The sequence below is a fragment of the Acidovorax sacchari genome (genome assembly GCF_042847045.1).
Taxonomy (GTDB): Bacteria; Pseudomonadota; Gammaproteobacteria; order Burkholderiales; family Burkholderiaceae_C; genus Paracidovorax; species Paracidovorax sacchari.
On sequence record NZ_AP035783.1, the window covers coordinates 2,122,062 to 2,142,651 of the forward strand.

Consider the following 20,590-nt stretch of genomic DNA (forward strand, 5'->3'; position numbering starts at 1 on the left):
CAGCGCACGCACCACAAAGGTCTTTCTTCCATGCAGCGACGGGGTTGGTTCATCACATTCGAGGGCATCGACGGGGCGGGCAAGTCCTCCCACATCGAGGTCGTGGCCGAGGCGCTGCGCCGCGAAGGCCGCACGGTCACCGTGACCCGCGAGCCCGGGGGAACGCCCCTGGCCGAGACCCTGCGTTCGCTGCTGCTGAACGAGGCCATGGACGCGCTCACCGAGTCGCTGGTCGTCTTCGCCGGCCGCCGCGACCACCTGCGCTCGGTGATCGCGCCTGCCCTCGTGCGCGGCGAGGTCGTGCTGTGCGACCGCTTCACCGACGCCACGTTCGCCTACCAGGGGGCGGGGCGGGGCTTCGACCGGGCCGTGCTCGCCCAGCTCGAGCGCATCACCCAGTCGGGCCTGCAGGAAGGCTCCGATGCCGTCCTCCATCCCCACCTGACCCTCTGGTTCGACCTGGCACCGGACGTGGCCGCAGCGCGGCTCGAAGGCGCGCGCGCGCCGGACCGGTTCGAGGCGCAGCCCGTGGAGTTCTTCCGCCGCGTGGCGCAGGGCTATGCCGACCGGGCGGCGGCCGACCCCGGCCGCTTCGCGCGGCTCGATGCCGACCAGCCGCGCGAGGCAGTGCGTGCCCGGCTCATGGACATCCTCCGCGGGCATGGCGTGCTGGATGCGGCGCAGGAGGGCGCATGAGCGCGGCCGCCGTGTCTCCCTGGATCGCTGCCCAGCGCCGCAGGCTGCTGGCCCAGCGCGGCCATGCCTGGCTGCTCAGCGGCCCCTCCGGGCTGGGCCAGTACACGCTCGCGCTCGAACTGGTACGCGCCTGGCTCTGCGAGGCGCCGACCGAGGACGGCGCATGCGGGCACTGCGGCAGCTGCCATGCCATCGAGGTGCGCACCCATGCCGACCTGTGCGTGCTCATGCCCGAAACCGACATGATCGAGCGCGGGTGGCCACTGCCGGAGAAGGCGCAGGCCGAGATCGACGACAAGAAGCGCAAGGCCAGCCGCGAGATCCGGGTCGAGGCGATGCGCGACGCGGTGCAGTTCGCGCAGCGCACTTCGGCGCGCGGACGCGGCAAGGCCGTGCTCGTCTATCCGGCCGAGCAGATGAACACCGTCACGGCCAACGCCCTGCTCAAGACGCTGGAGGAGCCCGTGGGCGACGTGCGCTTCGTGCTGGCGAGCGAGGCCGCGCACCAGCTGCTGCCCACCATCCGCAGCCGCTGCCTGGGCCACACGATGCAGTGGCCCGGCGAGGAAGAATCACTGGCCTGGCTTGCGGGGCAGGGCGTCGCGGCCGATGCCGCGGCATCCCTGCTGCGGGCGGCCGGAGGCCGGCCCGAGGATGCCCTGGCCTTCGCCCAGGGAGGGCGCAGCCCCCAGGCCTGGTCGCAGATCCCGCGCGCCGTGGCCCGCGGCGACGCGACGGCGCTGTCGGACCTGTCGCCCGCCGATGCCGTGGACGCGCTGCAGAAGCTCTGCCACGACCTGCTCGCCCGGCGCGTGGGCGCTGCGCCACGCTACTTCGCAGAGGCCGACCTGCCTTCGCCGCCCGGCGTCGGCCCGCTCACCCGCTGGGCCCGCGCGCTCGCGAAGGAGGCCCGCACCGCGGACCATCCCTTCAACCCGGGATTGATGCTGGAGTCGCTTGTTGCCCAGGCGCGAAACGCCCTAAACTCCCGCCATTGAACGACCGGCCCGCCCCCACATGAGTACCCCTCCCAGCGCCCCCCGTCCCAGCGTCATGCAGCTGGCCATCAAGGAAAAGGCGGCACTCTACGCGGCGTACATCCCGTTCTTCTCCGAAGGCGGCATCTTCGTGCCGACCCAGCGTGAATACCGCCTGGGCGACGACGTGTACGTGCTGCTCACGCTGCCGGAAGACACCCAGCGCTATCCCGTGGCCGGCCGCGTGGCCTGGGTGACGCCGGCGCGCGCCGCCGGCAACCGCACGCAGGGCATCGGCATCCAGTTTCCCAAGGACGACAAGTCCCGCGTGCTCAAGGCCCGCATCGAGGAGATCCTGGGCACGGCCCTGGCCTCCGAGCGGCCCACCCAGACCATCTGAGCCGGTCCGCCGCGTCCACGCCGCCCTGGGACGCAACGGGCCGGTGCGCCCTCGCGACCGCTCCGCTGCCCGAGGGCCGGCGTCCTTTCCCCGGCCGGAACCCGGCCGTGCCGCCGTTCTCCTACGGCCGTGGCGCCCGGCGCCGCCTAACATTCCTGCTGCCATGTTCACCGATTCGCACTGCCACCTGAGCTTTCCCGAACTGTCCGCGCAACTGCCCGCCATCCGCCAGGCCATGGACGAGGCGCGTGTCACCCGCGCGCTGTGCATCTGCACCACCATGGAGGAGTTCGGCGACGTGCATGCGCTCGCGCTCGCCCACGACAACTTCTGGAGCACGGTGGGCGTGCACCCCGACAACGAGGGCGTCACCGAGCCGTCGGTGCAGGACCTGCTGGACCGCGCCGCGCTGCCCCGGGTCATCGCCATCGGCGAGACGGGGCTGGACTACTACGGCATGGAAGACCGCAAGGGCGGCCGCAGCATCGCCGACCTGGAGTGGCAGCGCGAGCGCTTCCGCACCCACATCCGCGCGGCACGGGCCTGCGGCAAGCCGCTGGTGATCCATACCCGCAGCGCTTCCGACGACACCCTCGCCATCCTCCGGGAAGAGGGCGAGGACGGCGCGGGCAACCGCGCGGGCGGCGTCTTCCACTGCTTCACCGAGACGGCCGAGGTGGCGCGCGCGGCGCTGGACCTCGGCTACTACATCTCGTTCTCGGGCATCCTCACCTTCAAGAATGCCCAGCCGCTGCGCGACGTGGCGGCCTTCGTGCCGCTCGACCGCATGCTCATCGAGACCGACAGCCCCTACCTCGCGCCCGTGCCCTACCGGGGCAAGACCAACAACCCGTCCTACGTGCCCTTCGTGGCGCAGCAGATCGCGGCGCTTAGGGGCATGCAGGCCGAGGCCGTGGGCGAGGCCACGAGCCGGAATTTCGACACGCTCTTTTTCCGAAAGGATGCTCCATGACGCAGCTTCGCCACCTGTCGCGGCGCCTGTTCGTCTCCGCCGCTGCGCTGGCCGGCGCGGGCCTGTGTGCCGCCTGCGCGCACGCAGGCGCCTATGACGATTTCTTCACCGCCATCGTGCGCGACCAGGGCGACGACATCACCGCGCTCGTGCGGCGCGGGTTCGATCCCAACACGCGCAACCCGAAGGGCGACGTCGGCCTCACGCTGGCCCTGCAGCAGGGCTCGATGCGGGCGTTCGACGCGCTCATGGCCGCGCCCGGCATCAAGGTGGAAACGCGCAACTCCAAGGACGAAAGCCCGCTCATGATCGCCTGCCTGCGCGGGCAGGTCGCCGCCGTGCGCGCGCTCATCGCCAAGGATGGCGACGTCAACAAGACCGGCTGGACCCCGCTGCACTATGCCGCTTCCGGCACCACCGACCAGCAGCTGGAAATCACCCGCCTGCTCATCGACCAGAGCGCCTACATCGACGCCGAGTCCCCCAACGGCACCACGCCGCTCATGATGGCCGTGAGCTATGGCCGGGCCGACGTGGCGCGCTTCCTGGTGGAGCAGGGCGCGGACCCCACCATCAAGAACCAGCTCGGCCTCACCGCCGCGGACTTCGCCCGGCGCGCTGCGCGGCAGGACATGGTGGACCTCGTCGCGCAGGCCCTGCAGCGCCGCCAGCCCAACCGCGGCAAGTGGTGACCGGGTAGCGGGTGGAGGCCGTCCCTCAGCCGCCCGCGAGGGCGGAGCCCTTCAGGCGCGCATAGAGCCCGCCGCGCGCCTGCAGTTCGGCATCCGTGCCCTGTTCCACGATGCGGCCGCGCTCCATCACCACCACCCGGTCGGCATGCTCGATGGTGGAGAGACGGTGCGCGATCACCAGCGTGGTGCGCCCGCGCATGAGGCGCTGCAGGGCATCCTGCACCAGCCGCTCGGATTCGGTGTCGAGGGCCGAGGTGGCCTCGTCCAGGATCAGGATCGGCGCATCCTTGTAGAGTGCCCGCGCGATCGCCAGGCGCTGGCGCTGGCCGCCGGAGAGCTGAACGGCGTTGTGGCCCACCAGCGTGTGCATGCCCTGGGGCATCGACGCCACGTGCGCCGACAGGTTGGCCGCTTCCAGGCAGGCCTGCACGCGTGCCTCGTCCACGTCCGCGCCCAGGGCCACGTTGGCCGCCACGGTGTCGTTGAACATCACCACGTCCTGGCTCACCATGGCGAACTGCGAGCGCAGCGCGGACAGGTTCCATTCCTCCAGGGGCCGGCCGTCGAGCAGCACGCGTCCCTCGGTGGGCTGCAGGAAGCGCGGCAGCAGGTTCACCAGCGTGGTCTTGCCGGCGCCCGAGGGACCCACCAGCGCGACGACCTCGCCGGGCCGCACCGACAGGTGCAGCCGGTCCAGCGCGGGCGCCTGCTCGGCACCGAAAGCCACCGTCACGCCCTCGAGCTCCAGCGCTCCCTGTGCCCGCTCCTTCGGCGCGTGCTGGCCGCCCGACTCGGCCGGTGCGCTCTCCAGCAGTACCAGGCCGCGCTCCAGCGCGGCGACGCCGCGCGTCAGCGGGTTGGCCACGTCCGCCAGCCGGCGGATGGGCGCGATCAGCATCAGCATCGCCGCCATGAAGGCCGCGAAGCCGCCCACGGTCACTTCCCGCGTCTGTCCGATGTGGCTCTGCCAGAGCGCCACGCAGATCACGGCCGACAGCGCCGCCGCGGCCAGCAATTGCGTCAGCGGGGTCATCGCGGCCGAGGCGATCGTGGCCTTGATCGCCAGGCGCCGCAGGCTCTGGCTGAGCACCCCGAAACGCCGCGCCTGCCCGGGCTGGGCGCTGTGCAGCCGCACCATGCGGTGGGCCAGCACGTTTTCCTCCACCACGTAGGCGAGCTGGTCCGTCGCCTCCTGGCTGCTCTTGGTGATCTGGTAGAGGCGGCGCGACAGCGTCTTCATGATCCAGGCCACGCCGGGCACCAGGAACGCGACGATGAGCGTCAGCTGCCAGTTCAGGTAGAGCAGGTACACCAGCAGCGCCACCAGCGTGAAGCCATCGCGCGAAATGCCCAGCAGCGCCTGCACCAGCTGCGTGGCGCCGTTCTGCACTTCGTACACCACCGTGTTCGACAGGGTGCTCGCCGACTGGCGGGAAAACAGCGCCATCTCCGCCGACAGCAGGCGCTCGAACAGCGTCTCGCGCAGCTTCAGCATGCCTTCGTTGGCGATGCGGGCCAGGGCGTACTGCCCGCCGAACTGCGCGAGACCGCGTATGAAGAACACCCCCATGACGGCCACCGGCACCAGCCAGAGCTTGAGCGAGCCTTCCGTGAAGCCCTGGTCGAGCAAGGGCTTGAGCAGCGCGGGGATCAGCGGCTCGGTCACCGCGGCCACCACGGTGGCCAGCACCGCCAGCGACCAGGCGAGGCGCTGTCCCCCGAAGTACGAGGACATGCGCCGCAGGCGCGCGAACAGGGAAGGGGGGGCGGATGCGGGAGCCGCGGCGGTGTCCGTCGCGGGGGATCCCTGGGGGGCGGAGGCTTGCATGAAGGGCGGATTCTACGTAGGACCGCGCCGGCAACTTGCACAGTTTGTCACAGGGCTGTCCGCCCTGTGTGTAACATTCGGCCCCTGACCTTTCCGGTTTCCCTCCGGCGAATGGCCCGGTATCCCAACGCTGTCAATGACTTCAGACCGCCCATCCCATCCCCTCGCCGCGGCCCTGCCGCACGCCACGCGCCGCCACGCCATCGTGGCCCTCGCCTCCGCAGCCTCCTTTCCCGCCTTCGCGCAGTTCCGCGTAGAGATCACCGGCGTGGGCCTGACCCAGCTGCCGACCGCCATCGCGCCGTTCCGCGGCGAAGAAAGCGCGCCGCAGAAGATCTCCGCCATTGTGCAGGCCGACCTGGAGCGCAGCGGCCAGTTTCGCGCCGTGGACGCCTCCGGTCCGCAACTGGACGAAAACTCCCGCCCCGATGTCGCCCTCTGGAAGCAGAAGGGCGCCGATTCGCTCACCACCGGCAGCATCACGCGCCTGCCCGACGGCCGCTACGATGTGCGCTTCCGCCTCTGGGAGACGGTGCGCGGCGAAGACAAGGGCGGCCAGAGCTTCGTGGTCACGCAGGCCGACCTGCGGCTCGTCGCCCACCGCATCGCCGACTACGTGTACGAGAAGCTCACCGGCCAGCGCGGCATCTTCTCGACCCGCATCGCCTACGTCACCAAGGCCGGCAGCCGCTACAGCCTGTGGGTGGCGGACGCCGACGGCGAGAACGCCCAGTCGGCGCTCTCCAGTCCCGAGCCCATCATCTCGCCGGCCTGGTCGCCCTCCGGCACGCAGCTCGCCTACGTGTCGTTCGAGTCGCGCAAGCCCGTGGTGTATGTGCACGACGTCTCGACCGGCCGGCGCCGCCTGATCGCCAACTTCCGCGGCTCCAACAGCGCGCCCGCCTGGTCGCCGGACGGCCGTACGCTCGCCGTCACCCTCAGCCGCGACGGCAGCTCCCAGCTCTACACGATCGACGCCAACGGCGGCGAGCCGCGCCGTCTGATGCAGAGTTCGGGCATCGACACCGAGCCCACCTATTCCAGCGACGGCCGCAGCATCTATTTCGTGAGCGACCGCGGTGGCGCCCCGCAGATCTACCGCGTGCCCGCCACGGGTGGAAGCGCCGAGCGCGTCACCTTCACGGGCACCTACAACATTTCTCCGAGCATCAGCCCCGACGGCAAGTGGTTGGCCTACATCTCCCGTGTGGGAGGGGCTTTCAAACTGCACGTCATGGATCTGACGTCCGGCAGCGTGACCGCCATCACCGACACCACGGCCGATGAGAGCCCGAGCTTCGCGCCCAATGGCAAACTCATCGTCTATGCGACCCAGCAGCAGGGCCGCGAAGCGCTGATGACCACCACGCTGGACGGCAAGATCAAGGCCCGCCTGGCGGGCCAGAGCGGCGATATCCGTGAGCCGGACTGGGGTCCGTTCCAGAAACAATAATTTGAATCTTTTTCGTTTTTCAGACTCGACAGTAACGCCTTATCCGGACTAGGAGAACCATCCCAATGATCAATCTTCCCTTCAAACGCATTTCCCTGGCCCTCACCGTCGCCGCCCTCATGGCCGGTTGCAGCTCCGGCGTGAAGCTGGAGGATGTGCCCGTCGAGAACAAGGGCGCGACCTCCACGGCCCCCAACGGTGCCAATGCCAACGGAAATTCCCAGAGCGGCGTCGCTCCCGTGGACCTGAACCAGTCGGCGCGCGACGCTGCCGGCCCGGTCGGCGTGGCCCGCATCGTGTACTTCGACTTCGACAGCTACGTCGTGAAGCCCGAGTACCAGTCGCTCATCGAGCAGCACGCCAGGTTCATCAAGGCCAGCCAGGGCCGCAAGGTCATGATCGAAGGCCACACCGACGACCGCGGCGGCCGCGAATACAACCTGGCCCTGGGCCAGAAGCGTGCCGAGGCCGTGCGCCGCGCGCTGGGCCTGCTGGGCGTGCCCGACGCCCAGATGGAAGCCGTGAGCTTCGGCAAGGAAAAGCCCGCGGTGCAAGGCAACACGGAAGACGCCTTCTCGCAGAACCGCCGCGTTGAACTGTCCTACCGTTGATGGCCATCTCCACCGTGCAGCAGCGGACGCGTGAGCGCGTCCGCAAGGCGGCGGCGCTCGCCGCGCTGTCGCTGGCGGCCGGCTTCGGTGCCACGGCCAGCCATGCCGCGCTCTTCGAGGACGACGAGGCCCGCCGCGCCATCCTCGAATTGCGCCAGCGCGTCGATGCGCTCCAGCAGCAACTGGGCGGCGACCAGCGCCGCAGTTCGGACGAGACGTCCCAGATGCGCCGCAGCCTCATCGACCTGCAATCGCAGATCGAAACCCTGCGCTCCGAGCAGGCCAGCCTGCGCGGCCAGAACGAGCAGCTGCAGCGCGACGTGGCCGACCTGCAACGCCGGCAGAAGGACATCGCCCAGGGCGTGGACGAACGCCTCAAGCAGTTCGAACCCGCCAAGGTGACCATGGACGGCCAGGAATTCCAGGCCGATCCCACGGAAAAGCGCGACTTCGAAGCCGCTCTGGCCGTGTTCCGCTCGGGCAAGTTCCCCGATGCCGTGTCCGCCTTCGGCAACTTCCTGCGCCAGTATCCCCGCAGCGGCTACGTGCCCTCGGCCCGGTTCTGGCTGGGCAACGCCCAGTACGCCACGCGCGACTACAAGGAAGCGATCAACAACTTCAAGGCCCTGCTGGCCGCGTCGCCCGACCATGCGCGCGCACCGGAAGCCGCCCTGTCGATCGCCAACTGCCAGATCGAGCTGAAGGACACGCGCGCCGCGCGCAAGACGCTGGAAGACCTGCTGCGCGCCTATCCGCAGTCCGAAGCCGCTGCCGCGGCCAAGGAACGCCTCGCGCGGCTCAAGTGAGCACGCCGGTGCAGCAGCATGCGCAGGGGGCGGCGCTGGAGACGGCCCGGCCCTCTGCATTCCCTTCCTCGGGCCCTGGCCCGGGAGCGCAAGATCTCTTCCCCCTCGACGCCGACCTGCGCCGCCGCTTCGGCGGGCTGGAGCGCCTCTACGGCGTGGAGGGCGCCGCCCGCATCCGTGCGGCCCATGTGGCCGTGGTCGGCGTGGGCGGTGTCGGCTCCTGGGCCGTCGAGGCCCTGGCCCGCAGCGGGGTGGGGCGGCTCACGCTCATCGATCTCGACAACGTGGCGGAATCCAACGTGAACCGCCAGATCCATGCCCTGTCCACCACCGTGGGGCAGGCCAAGGTGGAAGCCATGCGCGACCGCATCGCGCTCATCCACCCGGGCTGCGATGTCCGCTGCATCGAGGAATTCGTCGAGCCCGGCAACTGGCCCGGCATCCTTCCCGAGGGCGTGGACGCGGTCATCGATGCCTGCGACCAGGTCCACGCCAAGGCGGCCATGGCCGCCTGGGCGCTAAGGCTGCGCCATGGCCACCACCGCTTCATCAGCGTGGGCGCGGCCGGCGGCAAGCGCCTGGCCCACAAGGTGGACATCGACGATCTCTCCCGGACCACGCACGATCCCTTGCTCGCGCAGCTGCGCTACCGCCTGCGCAAGCAGCACGGCGCCGCGCGCGAGGGGCGCCGGATCGGCATCACCTGCGTGTTCAGCCGCGAAGCCGTGGCGCCTCCGCATGCCTCGTGCGCGGTGGATGCCGGCGCCGATGGCACCCTGAACTGCCACGGCTACGGATCGGTGGTGTCGGTCACCGCCACCTTCGGCCAGTGTGCCGCGGGCTGGGTGCTCGACCGGCTCGCCGAATCTGGTTCGGGCCCCAAAGTGGCGCTATAATTTGAGTCTTTGCTGTTGCGGCTTCCGGGCCGTGGCAGCAATGTTGGGACGTTAGCTCAGTTGGTAGAGCAGCGGACTTTTAATCCGTTGGTCACAAGTTCGAATCTTGTACGTCCTACCAAAAATCAGGAAACCCTGCTATGCAAAACGTAGCAGGGTTTTTTATTTTCCGAAGGCTGGCGGTCTGACAGGCCGTGTCCGAATGGCTCTTGTCCAAAGCAAGGCTTGCCTGGCATCGCGTTCCACGGGCCGCTTTTTTGGGGTGCGCTTCTAGAATGGGCCGATGCCCACGTCCGTCCTCCTTGACCGCTTCATCGATGCCCAGGAACCTGTCTGGGACCGGGTACTGTCTGAACTGAACGCCGGGAAAAAGCGCTCCCACTGGATGTGGTTCATCTTCCCCCAGATCCAGGGCCTGGGCCACAGCGACATGGCGCAACGCTACGCCATCCAGAGCCGCGCGGAGGCCGCGGCCTACCTGGAGCATCCCGTGCTCGGCGAGCGCCTGTGCGAAGCCTGCCGCGTCCTGCTCGGCCTGGATCACGGCCTGTCCGCCCATGGGATCTTCGGTTCCCCCGACGACATCAAGCTCCGCTCCAGCATGACGCTGTTCGCCGAAGTCGCAGAACCGGGCAGCTGTTTCGATGCCGTGCTGGCCCGGTACTTCGATGGCGTGAAGGATGCGCGCACGCTGGAGTTGCTGGGTTCGATGGCCTGACGCCTGACGCCTGACGCCGCAGCGGCATTACTGCCGAAAGGTTTGCTCCAGGCCCCGGCCCCGGGTGGAGCCGGGGCCCATCCTGGTCACAGGCTCTTCAGCGGCACCACGTCCTTGCCCTTGAAGGTGTACACCGTCACCGCCGACGACTTCAGGTCGTGTTTCGCGTCGTACGAGAACTCGCCGGTCACGCCGGCATATTTGCCGTTGGCGATCGCCTGCGCGATCTTCTTCGTGTCGGTGGTGGACTGGGCAGTCTCCATGGCATTGGCCAGCAGGTGCATGCCGTCGTAGAAGGCGGCGGCATAGGTGAGCGGGTCGCGCTTGTATTCGGCGCGGTAGCGCTCGGCGAACTTCTGGCCCTTGTCGCTCTTGTCCAGCATCGAGCCGCCCTGGGTGCAATAGACGTTCAGGTCATCGGTGAGCTGGGCCAGGTTGGCGGTTTCGGTGGAACAGATGCCATCGCCCCCGAGCAGGGGGCCGGTGATGCCGAGAGCGCGCATCTGCTTGAGCAGCGGGCCGCCCTGGGGCGAGTAGCCGCCGTAGAACACGGCCTCGGCCTTGGCGCCGCGGATGTTGGTCAGGATGGCGCTGAAATCCGTGGCCTTGTCGGTGGTGAATTCGGTGGCGACCACCTGCAGGCCCAGGCGCCTGGCCTGCGCCGTGAATTCGCGCGCGACGCCCTGGCCGTAGGCGGTGCGGTCGTCGATCACGGCCACCGTCTTGAGCTTCAGGTCCTGCGCCGCGTAGGTGGCCATCTTGGTGCCCAGCTGGTTGTCGCTGGCGCCGATGCGGAACAGCGTGCCGTAGCCGAGTTCCGTGATCTTCGGGTTGGAGGCCACGGTGAGCGTGAGGATGTCCGAGTCGTTCAGCACCCGGGCGGCCGGCACCGTGACGCCCGAGTTGTAGGGGCCGAGCACGAAGCGGATCTTCTTGTCGGCCAGGGTCTGGGCGACCTGCACGCCCTGCTTGGGGTCGGCCACGTCGTCGTTGATGTCCAGCTCGAACACCACGGGCTTGCCGGCCACCTTGACGCCCTTGGCGTTCAGTTCCTTGATGGCGAGCAGCGCGCCGTCGCGGTTGTTTCCTCCGTTGGCCGCCTGCGGGCCCGTGACGGGGCTCATGAAGCCGATGCGGACACGTTCCTGTGCCCGGGCATGGGCAACCGCGCAGGCCAGTCCCAGGGCCATGGCGGTCAGGCGGAAAATCTTTCGGGTCTTGCTCAGTGGCATGTTGTTCCTTGTGATGCAGGGATGGGGCACGGCGATCGGATGGGCCTGGTGCCCCGGCAGGCCGGAAGGGGCCGCTTGGCTCGTGGCTGGGCGTCCCGGCAAAAACCCCCGATTGTGCGCACGCTTTCGGTGCGCTCTGGCGCAGTGCCCGCAGAAAACGAGGTGGTGCAGATCACACGGCGATGCCGAGCGACCGGATGGCGACCCGCGCGGCCGCGAGATCCCAGGCGGCCGTGCCCACGCTCTTGAAGACCGCCGGACGGCTGCGGTCGGGCCCGGCCATGATCAGCGACGCGAGCGGATGGACGCTGCTCCAGTCCACCTGTGCGCGGATCAGGTCGCCAGCCTCGTGCCGGGCGCCCGCCGGGTCGTCGGCGTACAGGTCGCTGCCCTGCAGGGTGGTGGCGCCGATCTCGGCCATGCCGGGCCTGAAGGCGCCGACGCCGATCACCACGCGCCCGGCGCGGGCGGGCTCGTCGTAGATGGGGGCTGTGGCGGTGGTGAGCGCGATGACCGCATCGACCGCGTCCGGAATGGCCCCGGTGCAGGGCTGGACGGCGGAGGGCGCTGCGGCCTGCGTGCAGAAAGCCTGCGCCGCCACGGCGGTCCGGCCACGAACGAGCACCTTGCAGGCGGGGTGCAGCTCCCGTATGGCCTGGAGGTGGTGCCGGGCCTGCACGCCCGTGCCGATGAGCAGTACCTGCCGTGGTGCCTGCCCCAGCAGCCGGCCCAGCGCCACCATCGAGACGGCCGCCGTGCGGCGGCCCGTGAGTTCCGGGCCATGGAGCTGGCACAGCGGCCGGCCGGACGGCGCATCGCACACCGTGACGATGCCGTGCAGTGTCGGCAACTCCCGGGCGGCGTTGCCCGGCTGCACGGTGACCAGCTTGTGGATGCCGAGGTCGTGCGCCACCGCCGGCATGCTGAGCAACACGCCGCCCTGGCCCAGCGGCAGCGCGAGGCGTTCCGGGCTGGCGATCTCACCGCGGTGGAATTCGACGGCGGCGGCCTCGATGGCCGGCACCAGCGTAGCGAATGGCAGGGCATGGGCCGTGGCTGCCTGGTCGCAGGCGTGCAAGGCCGCGGCCTGCGCGGGAAGTGCGGAGGTCATGTCGTGGCTCCGGTAGGGATGGGAAGGAGCCCGGCATTGTCCTCCCGCAGGCTGGCAGCCCGAAGGCCGTCAGGCCAGCCGCACCTCGAAATACGCTCCTTCCGACTCCCCCAGGCCCTGCATGCCGGCGGTGCGCGCGGCCGCCGCCGCGCGGGCCCATCGGTTGATGGTGGCCATCGGGTCCGTGCCTTCGGGGGCCTCGTCGCCGTCCTGCAGGCACTGCACTGCGGCGAGCGATCCGGCCACGCCTTCCGGGCCGCCGAGCTGGCGCTCCAGCACCCGGGCGTAGCGGGCCTCTGCGGCGGTGCGCTCGCGCTGCGGCAGTTCGGGGAAATCGCACAGGGCGACGGTGTAGGCGAGGGTGGCGGTTTCGGGCATGCCTTTTCTCCTGAAGTAGCAATGACTGTATGAATATACAGCCATTGAAGGGCAGGTGGGAAGGGGGCGTTTCCGGAGATGCGTCAATGCGCGGGCGCCGGGGAGGGCAGCAGCCGCATGCCGGTGCGGCGCTCCACCTCCTGCAGGGTGATGGGCGGGCCTGCAGTGGCGCCGGGCGCATTCTGCTGCCAGTGCGCCCACGAGCGACCGGTCTCGGCGTCGTACACCAGCTTGAACAGGTGTGATGGCACGGCCACTTGTCCGGCGCCGATGGTCCTGGCTCCGGGCTCGAAGACGGGGCCGGTGATGACATACACGTCGCCGCGCGCGCGCAGTGCATAGCGGCGCGTGTCCTCTTCGATCCGTGACCAGGGGCCGCTGTTCTGCTTCGGGTCCTGCGGCACCATGTTGGCGAGGCTGAAGGACTGCGCCATGGCTTCGGGCGTGCCCATGTCGCCCGCGGGCGCCATGTGGCCGCGGGCATAGCCCGAGCCGCGGTAGTCCTCGAGTTCGGCGCGCTCGCCGCGCGGCAGCCGCGCGTCCGCGTAGAAGTGGTCGGTGCGGTGCTGCTGCCGGGCCTGCTGCAGGATCTGGCGGTTGAGCCGCTCGGCCACATACACGGGGGTGCGCGTGTTGCCGCTGTGCAGCACCGCGAAGGCGTCGAAGCACAGCTCGCGCAGCCGGGGCGCATCGGGGGTGAGGGGCGGCACGCCGCCGGCGAAGTGCTGGCGGCACTCCGTGAACTGGCCGGCGCGCGTGGGCTGGGCGGCGTTGCCGGGCCAGGGGCCCTGCGTGGGGTGGATGCCGCAGCTCGTGACCTGCAGGCCCACGACCGCGCAGCTGAACAGGGAGACCAGCAGCCGGCGCATGCGGCCGGAGGACCGGTGCAGGAGGGTGATGGACGGGGAGCGGGAGGATTTCTTTCTGCGCGGTTGCTTCTGCTGGACCATCCTCCGATTAGAACCCGCGCCGGTGCCCTGCCAGGGCTTGCGCACGCAACAGATGCTGCCGGCCGTGTCCGCCCTGACCGGCCAACGCTGCGTTGTCTGACGTGCCGGCCTGCCGGCACGCCCTAAGGTCGGTGCATCGATAGCACACCAGGAGCCTTCCCATGATCACCACCGAACCGACGATGACCAACCTGTTCCTGCAACTGGGCCTGGAGGAAGACCCGGACGCCATCACCCGCTTCATCCATACCCACCAGCTCGGTGCCGGGGTGCAGGTGGCCGATGCGCCCTTCTGGAACGATGCGCAGCGCCAGTTCCTGGCGGAGCAGCTCAAGGCCGACGCGCCCTGGGCCATGGTGGTGGACCAGTTCAACGAAGCGCTGCATGCCGATGCGGTGGAGCGGCGCACCGAAGCGGAAGTGCCGGGCAGCGCCGAGGCCGTGCCCGCGCGCTGATCGCCATCCCGCCGGAGAACCCGGCCCGTCCCCCTTCCGTGTGCCCTGCATCTGGAGAGAATGTGCAGGCAATTTTGCGGGCGAGAGGCGCGGAGGGACGATGAGGGATGGTGGAGACGGTCCAGGCGGCAAGGAATCGGCGGATCCCGTCGGCAGCGCACATGCGGCCGGATGGCAGGGCATCGCTGCCCTCGAAGGCGCGTGGTCGCGCATGGCGCTGGCGCGACGGGGGCGTGCGCAAGAGGTGCCGATGCGGCAGTGGCGCGAGGACCACTGGGTGCTGCATGCCCTGGGCATCGGGATCGAGCCGTTCCATGCGTGGTTCGGCCGGAACGACGCAGCGGACTTCCATGACTTTGCGCGGTGGCTGCAGGAAACGGCGGGGGACCCGCCCACGGACCGGGTGGCACGGCTGGAGGCCGCACTGGCAGGGCTGCCTCCACCGCCCGAAGCTCGGCAGTTGATTGCCGAGGTGGATCGCATGGAGCCGGTGCTGTCCGAGGACGACCTGGCCTCCTGGGAGGCGCAGGGCTATGTGGTGCTGCACGACGCCATACCTCCGGACGATACCGCTGCCGCGGCCGGGGCCATCTGGACGTTTCTCGGCGCGCGGCCGGAGGATCCCGCCAGCTGGTATCCCTTCAACGACCACGGCATCATGGTGCAGCTATTCCAGCACGAGGCCCTGGAGCGCAACCGGCGCAACCTGCGCATCCACAAGGCGTTCGCCCAGCTGTGGGGCACGGCGGACCTGTGGTGCACCACCGACCGCGTGGGGTTCAATGCCCCGGAAACGCCTTCCCACCGGTTCCGCGGCCCGCACCTGCACTGGGACGTCAGCCTGCGGATGCCGGTGCCTTTCGGCACGCAGGGCATCCTGTACCTGGCGGACACCCGGGCGGAACAGGGGGCGTTCACCCTCGTGCCCGGATTCCACCACCGGCTCGGGGCATGGCTGGACGGTCTGCCCGGGGGGCCGGCATCCGCCCGCATGCAGGACCTCCAGGCGCTGGGCGCGATGCCCATCGCCGGGCGCGCCGGCGATCTCATCATCTGGCACCACGCCCTGCCGCACGGCAGCCGGCCGAACACCGAAGACCGGCCCCGCCTGGTGCAGTACCTCAACTTCTTTCCGGCCGATGCGCCGGCGCAGGACGAGTGGATCTGAGCGGCGTGCGGCGGGTCGGGACATTGCGCGACCCGTGCGCATGGCCTTGTCCGACGCGGGGCGCGAGGCGCGACGGGTTACCTTGGGATCCTCACAAACCGTCGATGGAGAAGATCCCATGAACGCACCACGCAACTCGGCTGGCGCCGTCCCCACGTCCTCGAGCCGCAACCGGTTCGCCAGTGCCCGCACCCTGTGGGTCGCCGGCATCGCTTTGGCGGTGATTCTCTTCGCATTCATGATTCCCTGGTGAGTACCGGCCGGGTACAACCGGCATGGGAGGCCCGGGCAGGGCGGAGCGCGATGACCGCTCCGTCCTCCGGGCCGACGGCGGACGCTGGCGATGGTCGCCAGGCGCCGCACCATGTCGGGAGGGACCCATGTCGAAATCTCTGTTTTCCGTATTCGGCCCGCGCTGCGCGCGGGCTTTGGGCTGGCTGGCGCTGGCTGTCGCGCTGCCGGTGGCCGCGCAAGGCACTCCGGGGGAGACCTATACCGGGCGCGGCACGTTCTATGGCTACGATGGCGGCGGCAATTGCAGCCTGCCGTTTCCGGAGCATGTGTTGACCGTCGCCATCAATGATTCCGACTACCAGGGCTCGCAGGCGTGCGGGGCCTACCTCGAGGTGCTGAACCCCGCGACGTCGAAGAAGGTGGTGGTGCGCGTGGACAACCGCTGCCCCGACTGCCCGCCGCACGGGCTGGATCTGGCGATCCCGGCTTTCGCGCAGATCGCCCCGATGGAAGCGGGCATCGTCTCGCTGCGCTGGCGCTATGTGTCGGGGCCCGATGCGCAGGCGTCCGTGGTTTTCAAGGAAGGCTCGAGCGCTTCGTGGAGCGCCCTGCAGGTGCGCAACCAGCGCAATGCGGTGGCATCGCTCGCCTATCGCACGAGCGGTTCGGGCGGTACCTATGTGCCGCTGGAGCGGCAGATGTACAACTACTTCCTCGCGCCGGGCGGCATGGGACCGGGGCCGTTCGACCTGAAAATCACCGATGTGTTCGGCCAGGTGCTGGAGGTGTCCGGCGTGCCGCTGAGCGTGGGGCCCGAGCTGCCGCTGGGCGTGCAGTTCCCCTCGGTGCTGCCCGCAGCCGGTTCGGCCTGGTCCGTACCGGATTCCACGCCGCCGGCGCCCGCCACCGGCCCGGTCACCTATGCCACCAGTGTCAACAGCGACTGGGGCCAGGGCTATTGCCTGAATGTGACCGTGACCAATCCCAATGCCGGTCCGGTGGACTGGGCCGTGCGCATTCCCGTGGCGGGAACGGTCTATAACGCCTGGGACTCCCAGGTGACCCAGACGGGCAACGAGCTTCTTGCCCAGGGTGCGGCCTGGAACCGCACCCTGCAGGCCGGTGCCAGCGTGCAGTTCGGCTTCTGCGCCAACCGCTGAGCGTTGTCCGGCCCCGGCCTGTTTCCGGGCCGCGGTCCTTCCTTCCGGCGGGTGTCAATGCCCCGCGCCGGATCGGGGGGTGGCGGGCTGCTGTCCGCCCGCCACCACGATCCGGTCGCGGCCCTGCTGTTTGGCTTCGTAGAGGGCCGTGTCGGCGCGGCCCAGCAGTTCTTCCGGCGTTTCAGGTGCGAGCCCCGGGCAGCAGGCGACGCCCCCGCTCACGGTGACGTGGCCGGAGGGGCTGCCGGGGTGCGGCAGGCGCAGGGCGATGACCGCGGAGCGGGCGGCCTGGGCCACCTGCAGGGCGCCCGGCGCATCGGTTTCCGGCAGGACGATGGCGAACTCCTCGCCGCCATAACGGGCGATGAAGTCCCCGGGCCGGCGGATCGATCCCGCCAGCGCGTGCGCCACACGGCGCAGGCATTCGTCCCCCTCCAGGTGCCCCAGGGCGTCGTTGTAGCGCTTGAAGAAATCGACGTCGAACATCACCACCGAAACAGGCCGCTGGTAGCGCCGGCACTGCGCCATCACTTCGCGGATGCGCCGGTCGTAGGCCCGCCGGTTGTGCACTCCGGTGAGTCCGTCGTGCTCTGCCATGTGCTCCATGCGCGCGTGCGCCTCGACCAGCGCCTCGTGAGTCGTGCGCAGCCGGAGGTCGGCATCCCGCCGCAATTTCACGGTGCGGATCAGGTAGACCCCCGCAGGGCCGATCACGGCGAGCAGGAGCAGGATGCCTGCGAACTGCACGGCCGTGGCCCTGCGCCACTCCGCGAGGATCTCATCCTCGGACAGCGCCACGGCCGCAGCGAGCGGGACATTGCGCGCGTACTCGAAACTGACGAGGCGCACCACGCCGTCGATGGGCGACGGCATGACGGAGATGCCCGATCGGGAGCTGAGGAATTGCTGCAGCTGCGAAACCGGCAGCATGCGCCCGAGGTCTTCCACGCGGAAGGGCTCGCGCGTCAGCACGGTGCCGTCGGTCCGCAGCAGCGCGATGGCGCCCTTGTGTCCCACGTCGAAGCCCTGCAGCACCTGCTGCACGTGCCGGACGCGCAGGGTGGCGAGCACCACGCCCGCGAACCCGCCCTGGGCATCGTTGATGCGGCGGGACAGCGGGATGACCCATTCCCCCGTCGTCCGGCTCTTCAGGGGCTTGCTGACGTAGGTCAGGGTGCTGGGATTGTCGCGGTGGTGGACGAAGTATTCGCGGTCGGAATTGTTGGCTGCCGGAGGCGGTATCGGCAGACTGTGCACGAGCCATTCACCGTTTTTGCCGAAGACGAACAGCCCATGCAGGTGTTCCGCCAGGGACACCTGGTTGACCAGCACGGGCTGCAGCGTGTCCAGTTGCGCGGGCGACAGGTCGTCGCGCTCCAGTTCGTACTGGATGGAAACCAGCGCGCGACCCACCTCCGTGGCAAGGCCGTCCATCTGCTGCGCCACGGCCCGGGACAGGTTCTTGGCGAAGACCTGTGCCTGCTGCCATTCGGCCTGCTGGGCCCGCCAGGCCAGCCACACGTTCGAGCCGATGAGCAGCAAGGCCACCAGGACGACGAAGCCGACGGCGAGTGGCAGGGAGCGGTCCGGGCCGGATCCCTGCGGTGGAGCGGAAGGCAACGACGGTTCCGGAGGGGCGGTGGACATGGATGGGCGGGGCGCTGCTGGGCTGTGGCTGGCTATTCTCACACTGCCGGGCGACATTCCATCACCCTGCGATAGAGCTCCCGGGCGGCGACGGACAACTCCCGGTCGCGGCGGCGCACCAGGAAGATCTGGCGCGTCAGCGCCGGCAGCGACAGCGGCCGCGTCACGAGGCCGGGCTGCGAGAAATGGAAGAGCGTGAGCGTGGGCACCACGCTGATGCCGATGCCCGCCCGCACCATGCCCATGACGGTGGCGAGCTGTTCCACCTCCATCAGCGTGTTCATGGCATGGGGATGGATGGCAGCCTCCAGGTACTGCCGTACGCTGCTGGTGCGCGCGAGGTGCACGAACGGCCAGGGCGCGAGGTCCTGCACCTGCAGGCCGCCGCGGCGACGGCGTTTCGCGAGCGGGTGGTCGGCGCGGCATACGAGATGGAAGCCGTCGCTGCAGAACGCTTCGGCCTGCAGGGAGGGGGTGTCTGCTCGGATGGCTGCCAGTGCGAAGTCCGCCCGGCCCGATGCCACGCGTTCGATGCAGGGCTCGGACAGCACGTCGGCGATGTCGAGCTCGATCCGGGGATGGTCGGCCCGGAACCCGGCCAGGATCCCGGGCAGCCAGCCGGCTGCCAGCGAGGGCAGCAGCGCCAGGGACACCCGGCCGCGCCGCAATTGAGCCGCATCGCGCGCCAGGCCGATCGCGCTGTCGATCTCCGCGCGCAGGCGCCGCGCGGACTCCAGGAACTGCAGGCCCTCCGGGGTCAGCTCCACATGGCGCGTGCTGCGGTCGAACAGGCGCAGCCCGAGGCCTTCCTCCAGCGAGCGCACGAGGGCGCTGAACGCCGGCTGCGAAAGATGGCACAGGCCCGCCGCCCGCGTGAAACTGCGCTCCTGCGCCAGTGCCAGGAACGCATCGATGTGGCGGCTGGAAAGATGCATGGGACGGGGCAGGGCGGCGTGGCGGATGCGGCCGGTGGATTGATCGGAAAAACGGATGAATCCATCTTAACAATCTATTTCACGAAACAAGTCGCGGCGCCTACATTGGGTCCAGGAGACCACAACGCATGGCGAATGGAGACATCTTGCGCATCGGCTGCGCGGCCGGCTTTTCGGGCGACCGCACCGATGCCGCGCTGCCCGTGGTGCGGGCACTGATCGGCAGTGGCGGCCCGGCCGTGCTCATCTTCGAGACGCTCGCGGAGCGCACGCTGGCCCTCGCGCAACTGGCCCGCAGGACGGACCCGCAGGCCGGTTTCGAAACGCTGCTCGACGAGTTGCTGCGCCCGGTGCTCGCGCTCTGCCTGGAGCACGGGATCCGCATCGTGAGCAATTTCGGCGCCGCGAATCCGGAAGGTGCCGCGCGCCGCATCCACCAGCTGGCCGCTGAACTCGGCCTGCGGCGCCCGCGCGTGGCCGTGGTGCACGGCGACGACCTGAGCGGTCCAGGCCACCAGCCGCTGCTGTCCGGCGCCCTGGGCGCCGCGCTGCCCGCCGAGCCGGTGGTGAGCGCCAATGCCTATATCGGCGCGGAGCCGATCGCCGGGGCGCTGCGCGAGGGGGCCGATATCGTGGTGTGCGGGCGGGTGGCGGATCCTTCGCTCGTCGTCGGGCCCGCCTTGGCGCATTTCGGCTGGAGGCTCGACGACTGGGACCGCCTGGCCCGCGCCACCATGGCCGGGCATCTGCTGGAATGCGGCGCGCAGGTCACCGGCGGATACTTCGCCGACCCGGGCTACAAGGACGTGCCCGGCATGGCGCAATTGGGCTATCCCATCGCCGAGATCGATGCCGACGGCCACTGCACGCTGTCCAAGCCGGAGGGCACGGGCGGGCGCATCGACGAGCGCACGGTGAAGGAGCAACTGCTGTACGAACTGCACGATCCGGCCGCCTATCTCACCCCCGACGTGGTGGCGGACATCACCGCCGCGACGGTGCGCGAGATCGCTCCGGGCCGCGTGCGGCTCGAGGGCGTGCGCGGGCACCCGCGCCCCGCGGCCCTGAAGGTGAACGTGTGCTTCGAGGCTGGCTGGTTCGCCGAGGGCGAGATCTCCTACGCCGGCCCCCGGGCCGAGGCGCGGGCGCGGCTGGCGGGCGAGACACTGCGCGAGCGCCTGGCCGGCGTCGCGCCGCTGCGCCTGGACCTGATCGGCGTGACCAGCGTGTTCGGGGACGACACCAGCCGCTGGCTGGACGAGGCGCTCCC

The 20,590-nt window shown here is 69.7% G+C and carries 21 protein-coding genes, 1 tRNA gene and 1 pseudogene; 16 read left to right on the forward strand and 7 right to left on the reverse strand.

Going from position 1 to position 20,590, the window contains the following annotated elements; all coding sequences use genetic code 11:
- Positions 1 to 30 precede the first annotated feature (30 nt).
- The 5 genes from tmk to ACGHC0_RS09700 all read left to right on the forward strand — a co-directional run bounded on the left by tmk (position 31) and on the right by ACGHC0_RS09700 (position 3,738).
- Entirely contained in the window at positions 31 to 696 is a 666-nt protein-coding gene (tmk, locus tag ACGHC0_RS09680; protein ID WP_415268072.1) for a dTMP kinase, read from the forward strand.
- Entirely contained in the window at positions 693 to 1,694 is a 1,002-nt protein-coding gene (locus ACGHC0_RS09685; protein WP_415268073.1) for a DNA polymerase III subunit delta', read from the forward strand. Before tmk ends, ACGHC0_RS09685 begins: the two co-directional genes overlap by 4 nt.
- Positions 1,695 to 1,713: 19 nt before the next feature.
- A complete protein-coding gene (locus tag ACGHC0_RS09690; RefSeq protein ID WP_013594257.1) occupies positions 1,714 to 2,073 on the forward strand; it encodes a PilZ domain-containing protein in 360 nt (119 codons plus the stop codon).
- A 163-nt stretch (positions 2,074 to 2,236) separates the two neighbouring features.
- The gene (locus ACGHC0_RS09695) at positions 2,237 to 3,046 is read left to right on the forward strand and encodes a TatD family hydrolase (RefSeq protein WP_415268074.1); all 810 of its coding nucleotides are present in this window, start codon (positions 2,237 to 2,239) and stop codon (positions 3,044 to 3,046) included.
- The gene (locus ACGHC0_RS09700) at positions 3,043 to 3,738 is read left to right on the forward strand and encodes an ankyrin repeat domain-containing protein (protein ID WP_368355013.1); all 696 of its coding nucleotides are present in this window, start codon (positions 3,043 to 3,045) and stop codon (positions 3,736 to 3,738) included. Before ACGHC0_RS09695 ends, ACGHC0_RS09700 begins: the two co-directional genes overlap by 4 nt.
- 25 nt (positions 3,739 to 3,763) lie before the next feature.
- Here ACGHC0_RS09700 and msbA read toward each other — a convergent pair whose 3' ends face one another.
- Entirely contained in the window at positions 3,764 to 5,566 is a 1,803-nt protein-coding gene (gene msbA, locus ACGHC0_RS09705) for a lipid A export permease/ATP-binding protein MsbA (protein ID WP_415268075.1), read from the reverse strand.
- Between the two features lie 136 nt (positions 5,567 to 5,702).
- Here msbA and tolB point away from each other — a divergent pair, with 136 nt between their 5' ends.
- The 6 genes from tolB to ACGHC0_RS09735 all read left to right on the forward strand — a co-directional run bounded on the left by tolB (position 5,703) and on the right by ACGHC0_RS09735 (position 10,050).
- Positions 5,703 to 7,019, forward strand: a complete 1,317-nt coding sequence (gene tolB / locus ACGHC0_RS09710) for a Tol-Pal system beta propeller repeat protein TolB (protein ID WP_368355015.1) — start codon at positions 5,703 to 5,705, stop codon at positions 7,017 to 7,019.
- 65 nt (positions 7,020 to 7,084) lie between these two features.
- Entirely contained in the window at positions 7,085 to 7,630 is a 546-nt protein-coding gene (pal, locus tag ACGHC0_RS09715; RefSeq protein WP_107132643.1) for a peptidoglycan-associated lipoprotein Pal, read from the forward strand.
- Positions 7,630 to 8,436 carry a tol-pal system protein YbgF gene (gene ybgF / locus ACGHC0_RS09720; protein ID WP_368355017.1) on the forward strand — a complete coding sequence of 269 codons (807 nt, stop codon included), beginning with the start codon at positions 7,630 to 7,632 and terminating at the stop codon, positions 8,434 to 8,436. The genes pal and ybgF overlap by 1 nt, the downstream gene beginning before the upstream one ends.
- Positions 8,433 to 9,332, forward strand: coding sequence for a ThiF family adenylyltransferase (locus ACGHC0_RS09725; protein WP_415268076.1), 900 nt, complete (start codon positions 8,433 to 8,435; stop codon positions 9,330 to 9,332). Before ybgF ends, ACGHC0_RS09725 begins: the two co-directional genes overlap by 4 nt.
- A 45-nt stretch (positions 9,333 to 9,377) precedes the next feature.
- A tRNA-Lys gene (locus ACGHC0_RS09730) sits at positions 9,378 to 9,453 on the forward strand.
- Positions 9,454 to 9,615: 162 nt separating this feature from the next.
- Positions 9,616 to 10,050 (forward strand): DUF1810 domain-containing protein, encoded by a 435-nt coding sequence (locus ACGHC0_RS09735; RefSeq protein WP_415268077.1) that lies wholly within the window; start codon positions 9,616 to 9,618, stop codon positions 10,048 to 10,050.
- Positions 10,051 to 10,136: 86 nt separating this feature from the next.
- On the opposite strand, the gene ACGHC0_RS09740 is transcribed toward ACGHC0_RS09735, so the two are convergent.
- The 4 genes from ACGHC0_RS09740 to ACGHC0_RS09755 all read right to left on the reverse strand — a co-directional run bounded on the left by ACGHC0_RS09740 (position 10,137) and on the right by ACGHC0_RS09755 (position 13,721).
- Positions 10,137 to 11,276: a branched-chain amino acid ABC transporter substrate-binding protein gene (locus ACGHC0_RS09740; RefSeq protein WP_415268399.1), complete on the reverse strand. Its 1,140-nt coding sequence runs from the start codon at positions 11,274 to 11,276 to the stop codon at positions 10,137 to 10,139.
- Between the two features lie 178 nt (positions 11,277 to 11,454).
- Complete coding sequence (lhpI, locus tag ACGHC0_RS09745; protein WP_415268078.1) at positions 11,455 to 12,393, reverse strand: bifunctional Delta(1)-pyrroline-2-carboxylate/Delta(1)-piperideine-2-carboxylate reductase; 939 nt, start codon at positions 12,391 to 12,393, stop codon at positions 11,455 to 11,457.
- A 69-nt stretch (positions 12,394 to 12,462) separates the two neighbouring features.
- Positions 12,463 to 12,771, reverse strand: coding sequence for a hypothetical protein (locus tag ACGHC0_RS09750; protein WP_019700497.1), 309 nt, complete (start codon positions 12,769 to 12,771; stop codon positions 12,463 to 12,465).
- An 83-nt stretch (positions 12,772 to 12,854) separates the two neighbouring features.
- Positions 12,855 to 13,721, reverse strand: a complete 867-nt coding sequence (locus ACGHC0_RS09755; protein ID WP_405045343.1) for a DNA/RNA non-specific endonuclease — start codon at positions 13,719 to 13,721, stop codon at positions 12,855 to 12,857.
- Between the two features lie 161 nt (positions 13,722 to 13,882).
- Between ACGHC0_RS09755 and ACGHC0_RS09760 the strand changes: the two genes are divergently transcribed.
- The 4 genes from ACGHC0_RS09760 to ACGHC0_RS09775 all read left to right on the forward strand — a co-directional run bounded on the left by ACGHC0_RS09760 (position 13,883) and on the right by ACGHC0_RS09775 (position 16,738).
- On the forward strand, positions 13,883 to 14,176 hold the full coding sequence (locus ACGHC0_RS09760; RefSeq protein WP_368355023.1) for a DUF2789 domain-containing protein: 294 nt from the start codon (positions 13,883 to 13,885) through the stop codon (positions 14,174 to 14,176).
- 211 nt (positions 14,177 to 14,387) lie between these two features.
- A complete protein-coding gene (locus ACGHC0_RS09765) occupies positions 14,388 to 15,344 on the forward strand; it encodes a phytanoyl-CoA dioxygenase family protein (protein WP_368355024.1) in 957 nt (318 codons plus the stop codon).
- 118 nt (positions 15,345 to 15,462) lie between these two features.
- Positions 15,463 to 15,597, forward strand: coding sequence for a hypothetical protein (locus tag ACGHC0_RS09770; protein WP_368355025.1), 135 nt, complete (start codon positions 15,463 to 15,465; stop codon positions 15,595 to 15,597).
- 127 nt (positions 15,598 to 15,724) lie between these two features.
- On the forward strand, positions 15,725 to 16,738 hold the full coding sequence (locus ACGHC0_RS09775; protein WP_368355026.1) for an expansin EXLX1 family cellulose-binding protein: 1,014 nt from the start codon (positions 15,725 to 15,727) through the stop codon (positions 16,736 to 16,738).
- A gap of 54 nt (positions 16,739 to 16,792) precedes the next feature.
- Here the strand turns inward: ACGHC0_RS09775 and ACGHC0_RS09780 are convergent, their stop codons facing one another.
- Complete coding sequence (locus ACGHC0_RS09780) at positions 16,793 to 18,385, reverse strand: diguanylate cyclase (protein ID WP_368355027.1); 1,593 nt, start codon at positions 18,383 to 18,385, stop codon at positions 16,793 to 16,795.
- Between the two features lie 38 nt (positions 18,386 to 18,423).
- Entirely contained in the window at positions 18,424 to 19,320 is an 897-nt protein-coding gene (locus ACGHC0_RS09785; protein ID WP_368355028.1) for a LysR family transcriptional regulator, read from the reverse strand.
- 128 nt (positions 19,321 to 19,448) lie between these two features.
- Here ACGHC0_RS09785 and ACGHC0_RS09790 point away from each other — a divergent pair.
- Positions 19,449 to 20,492: pseudogene (locus ACGHC0_RS09790) on the forward strand (acyclic terpene utilization AtuA family protein); the annotation flags it as partial.
- Positions 20,493 to 20,590: the final 98 nt, after the last annotated feature.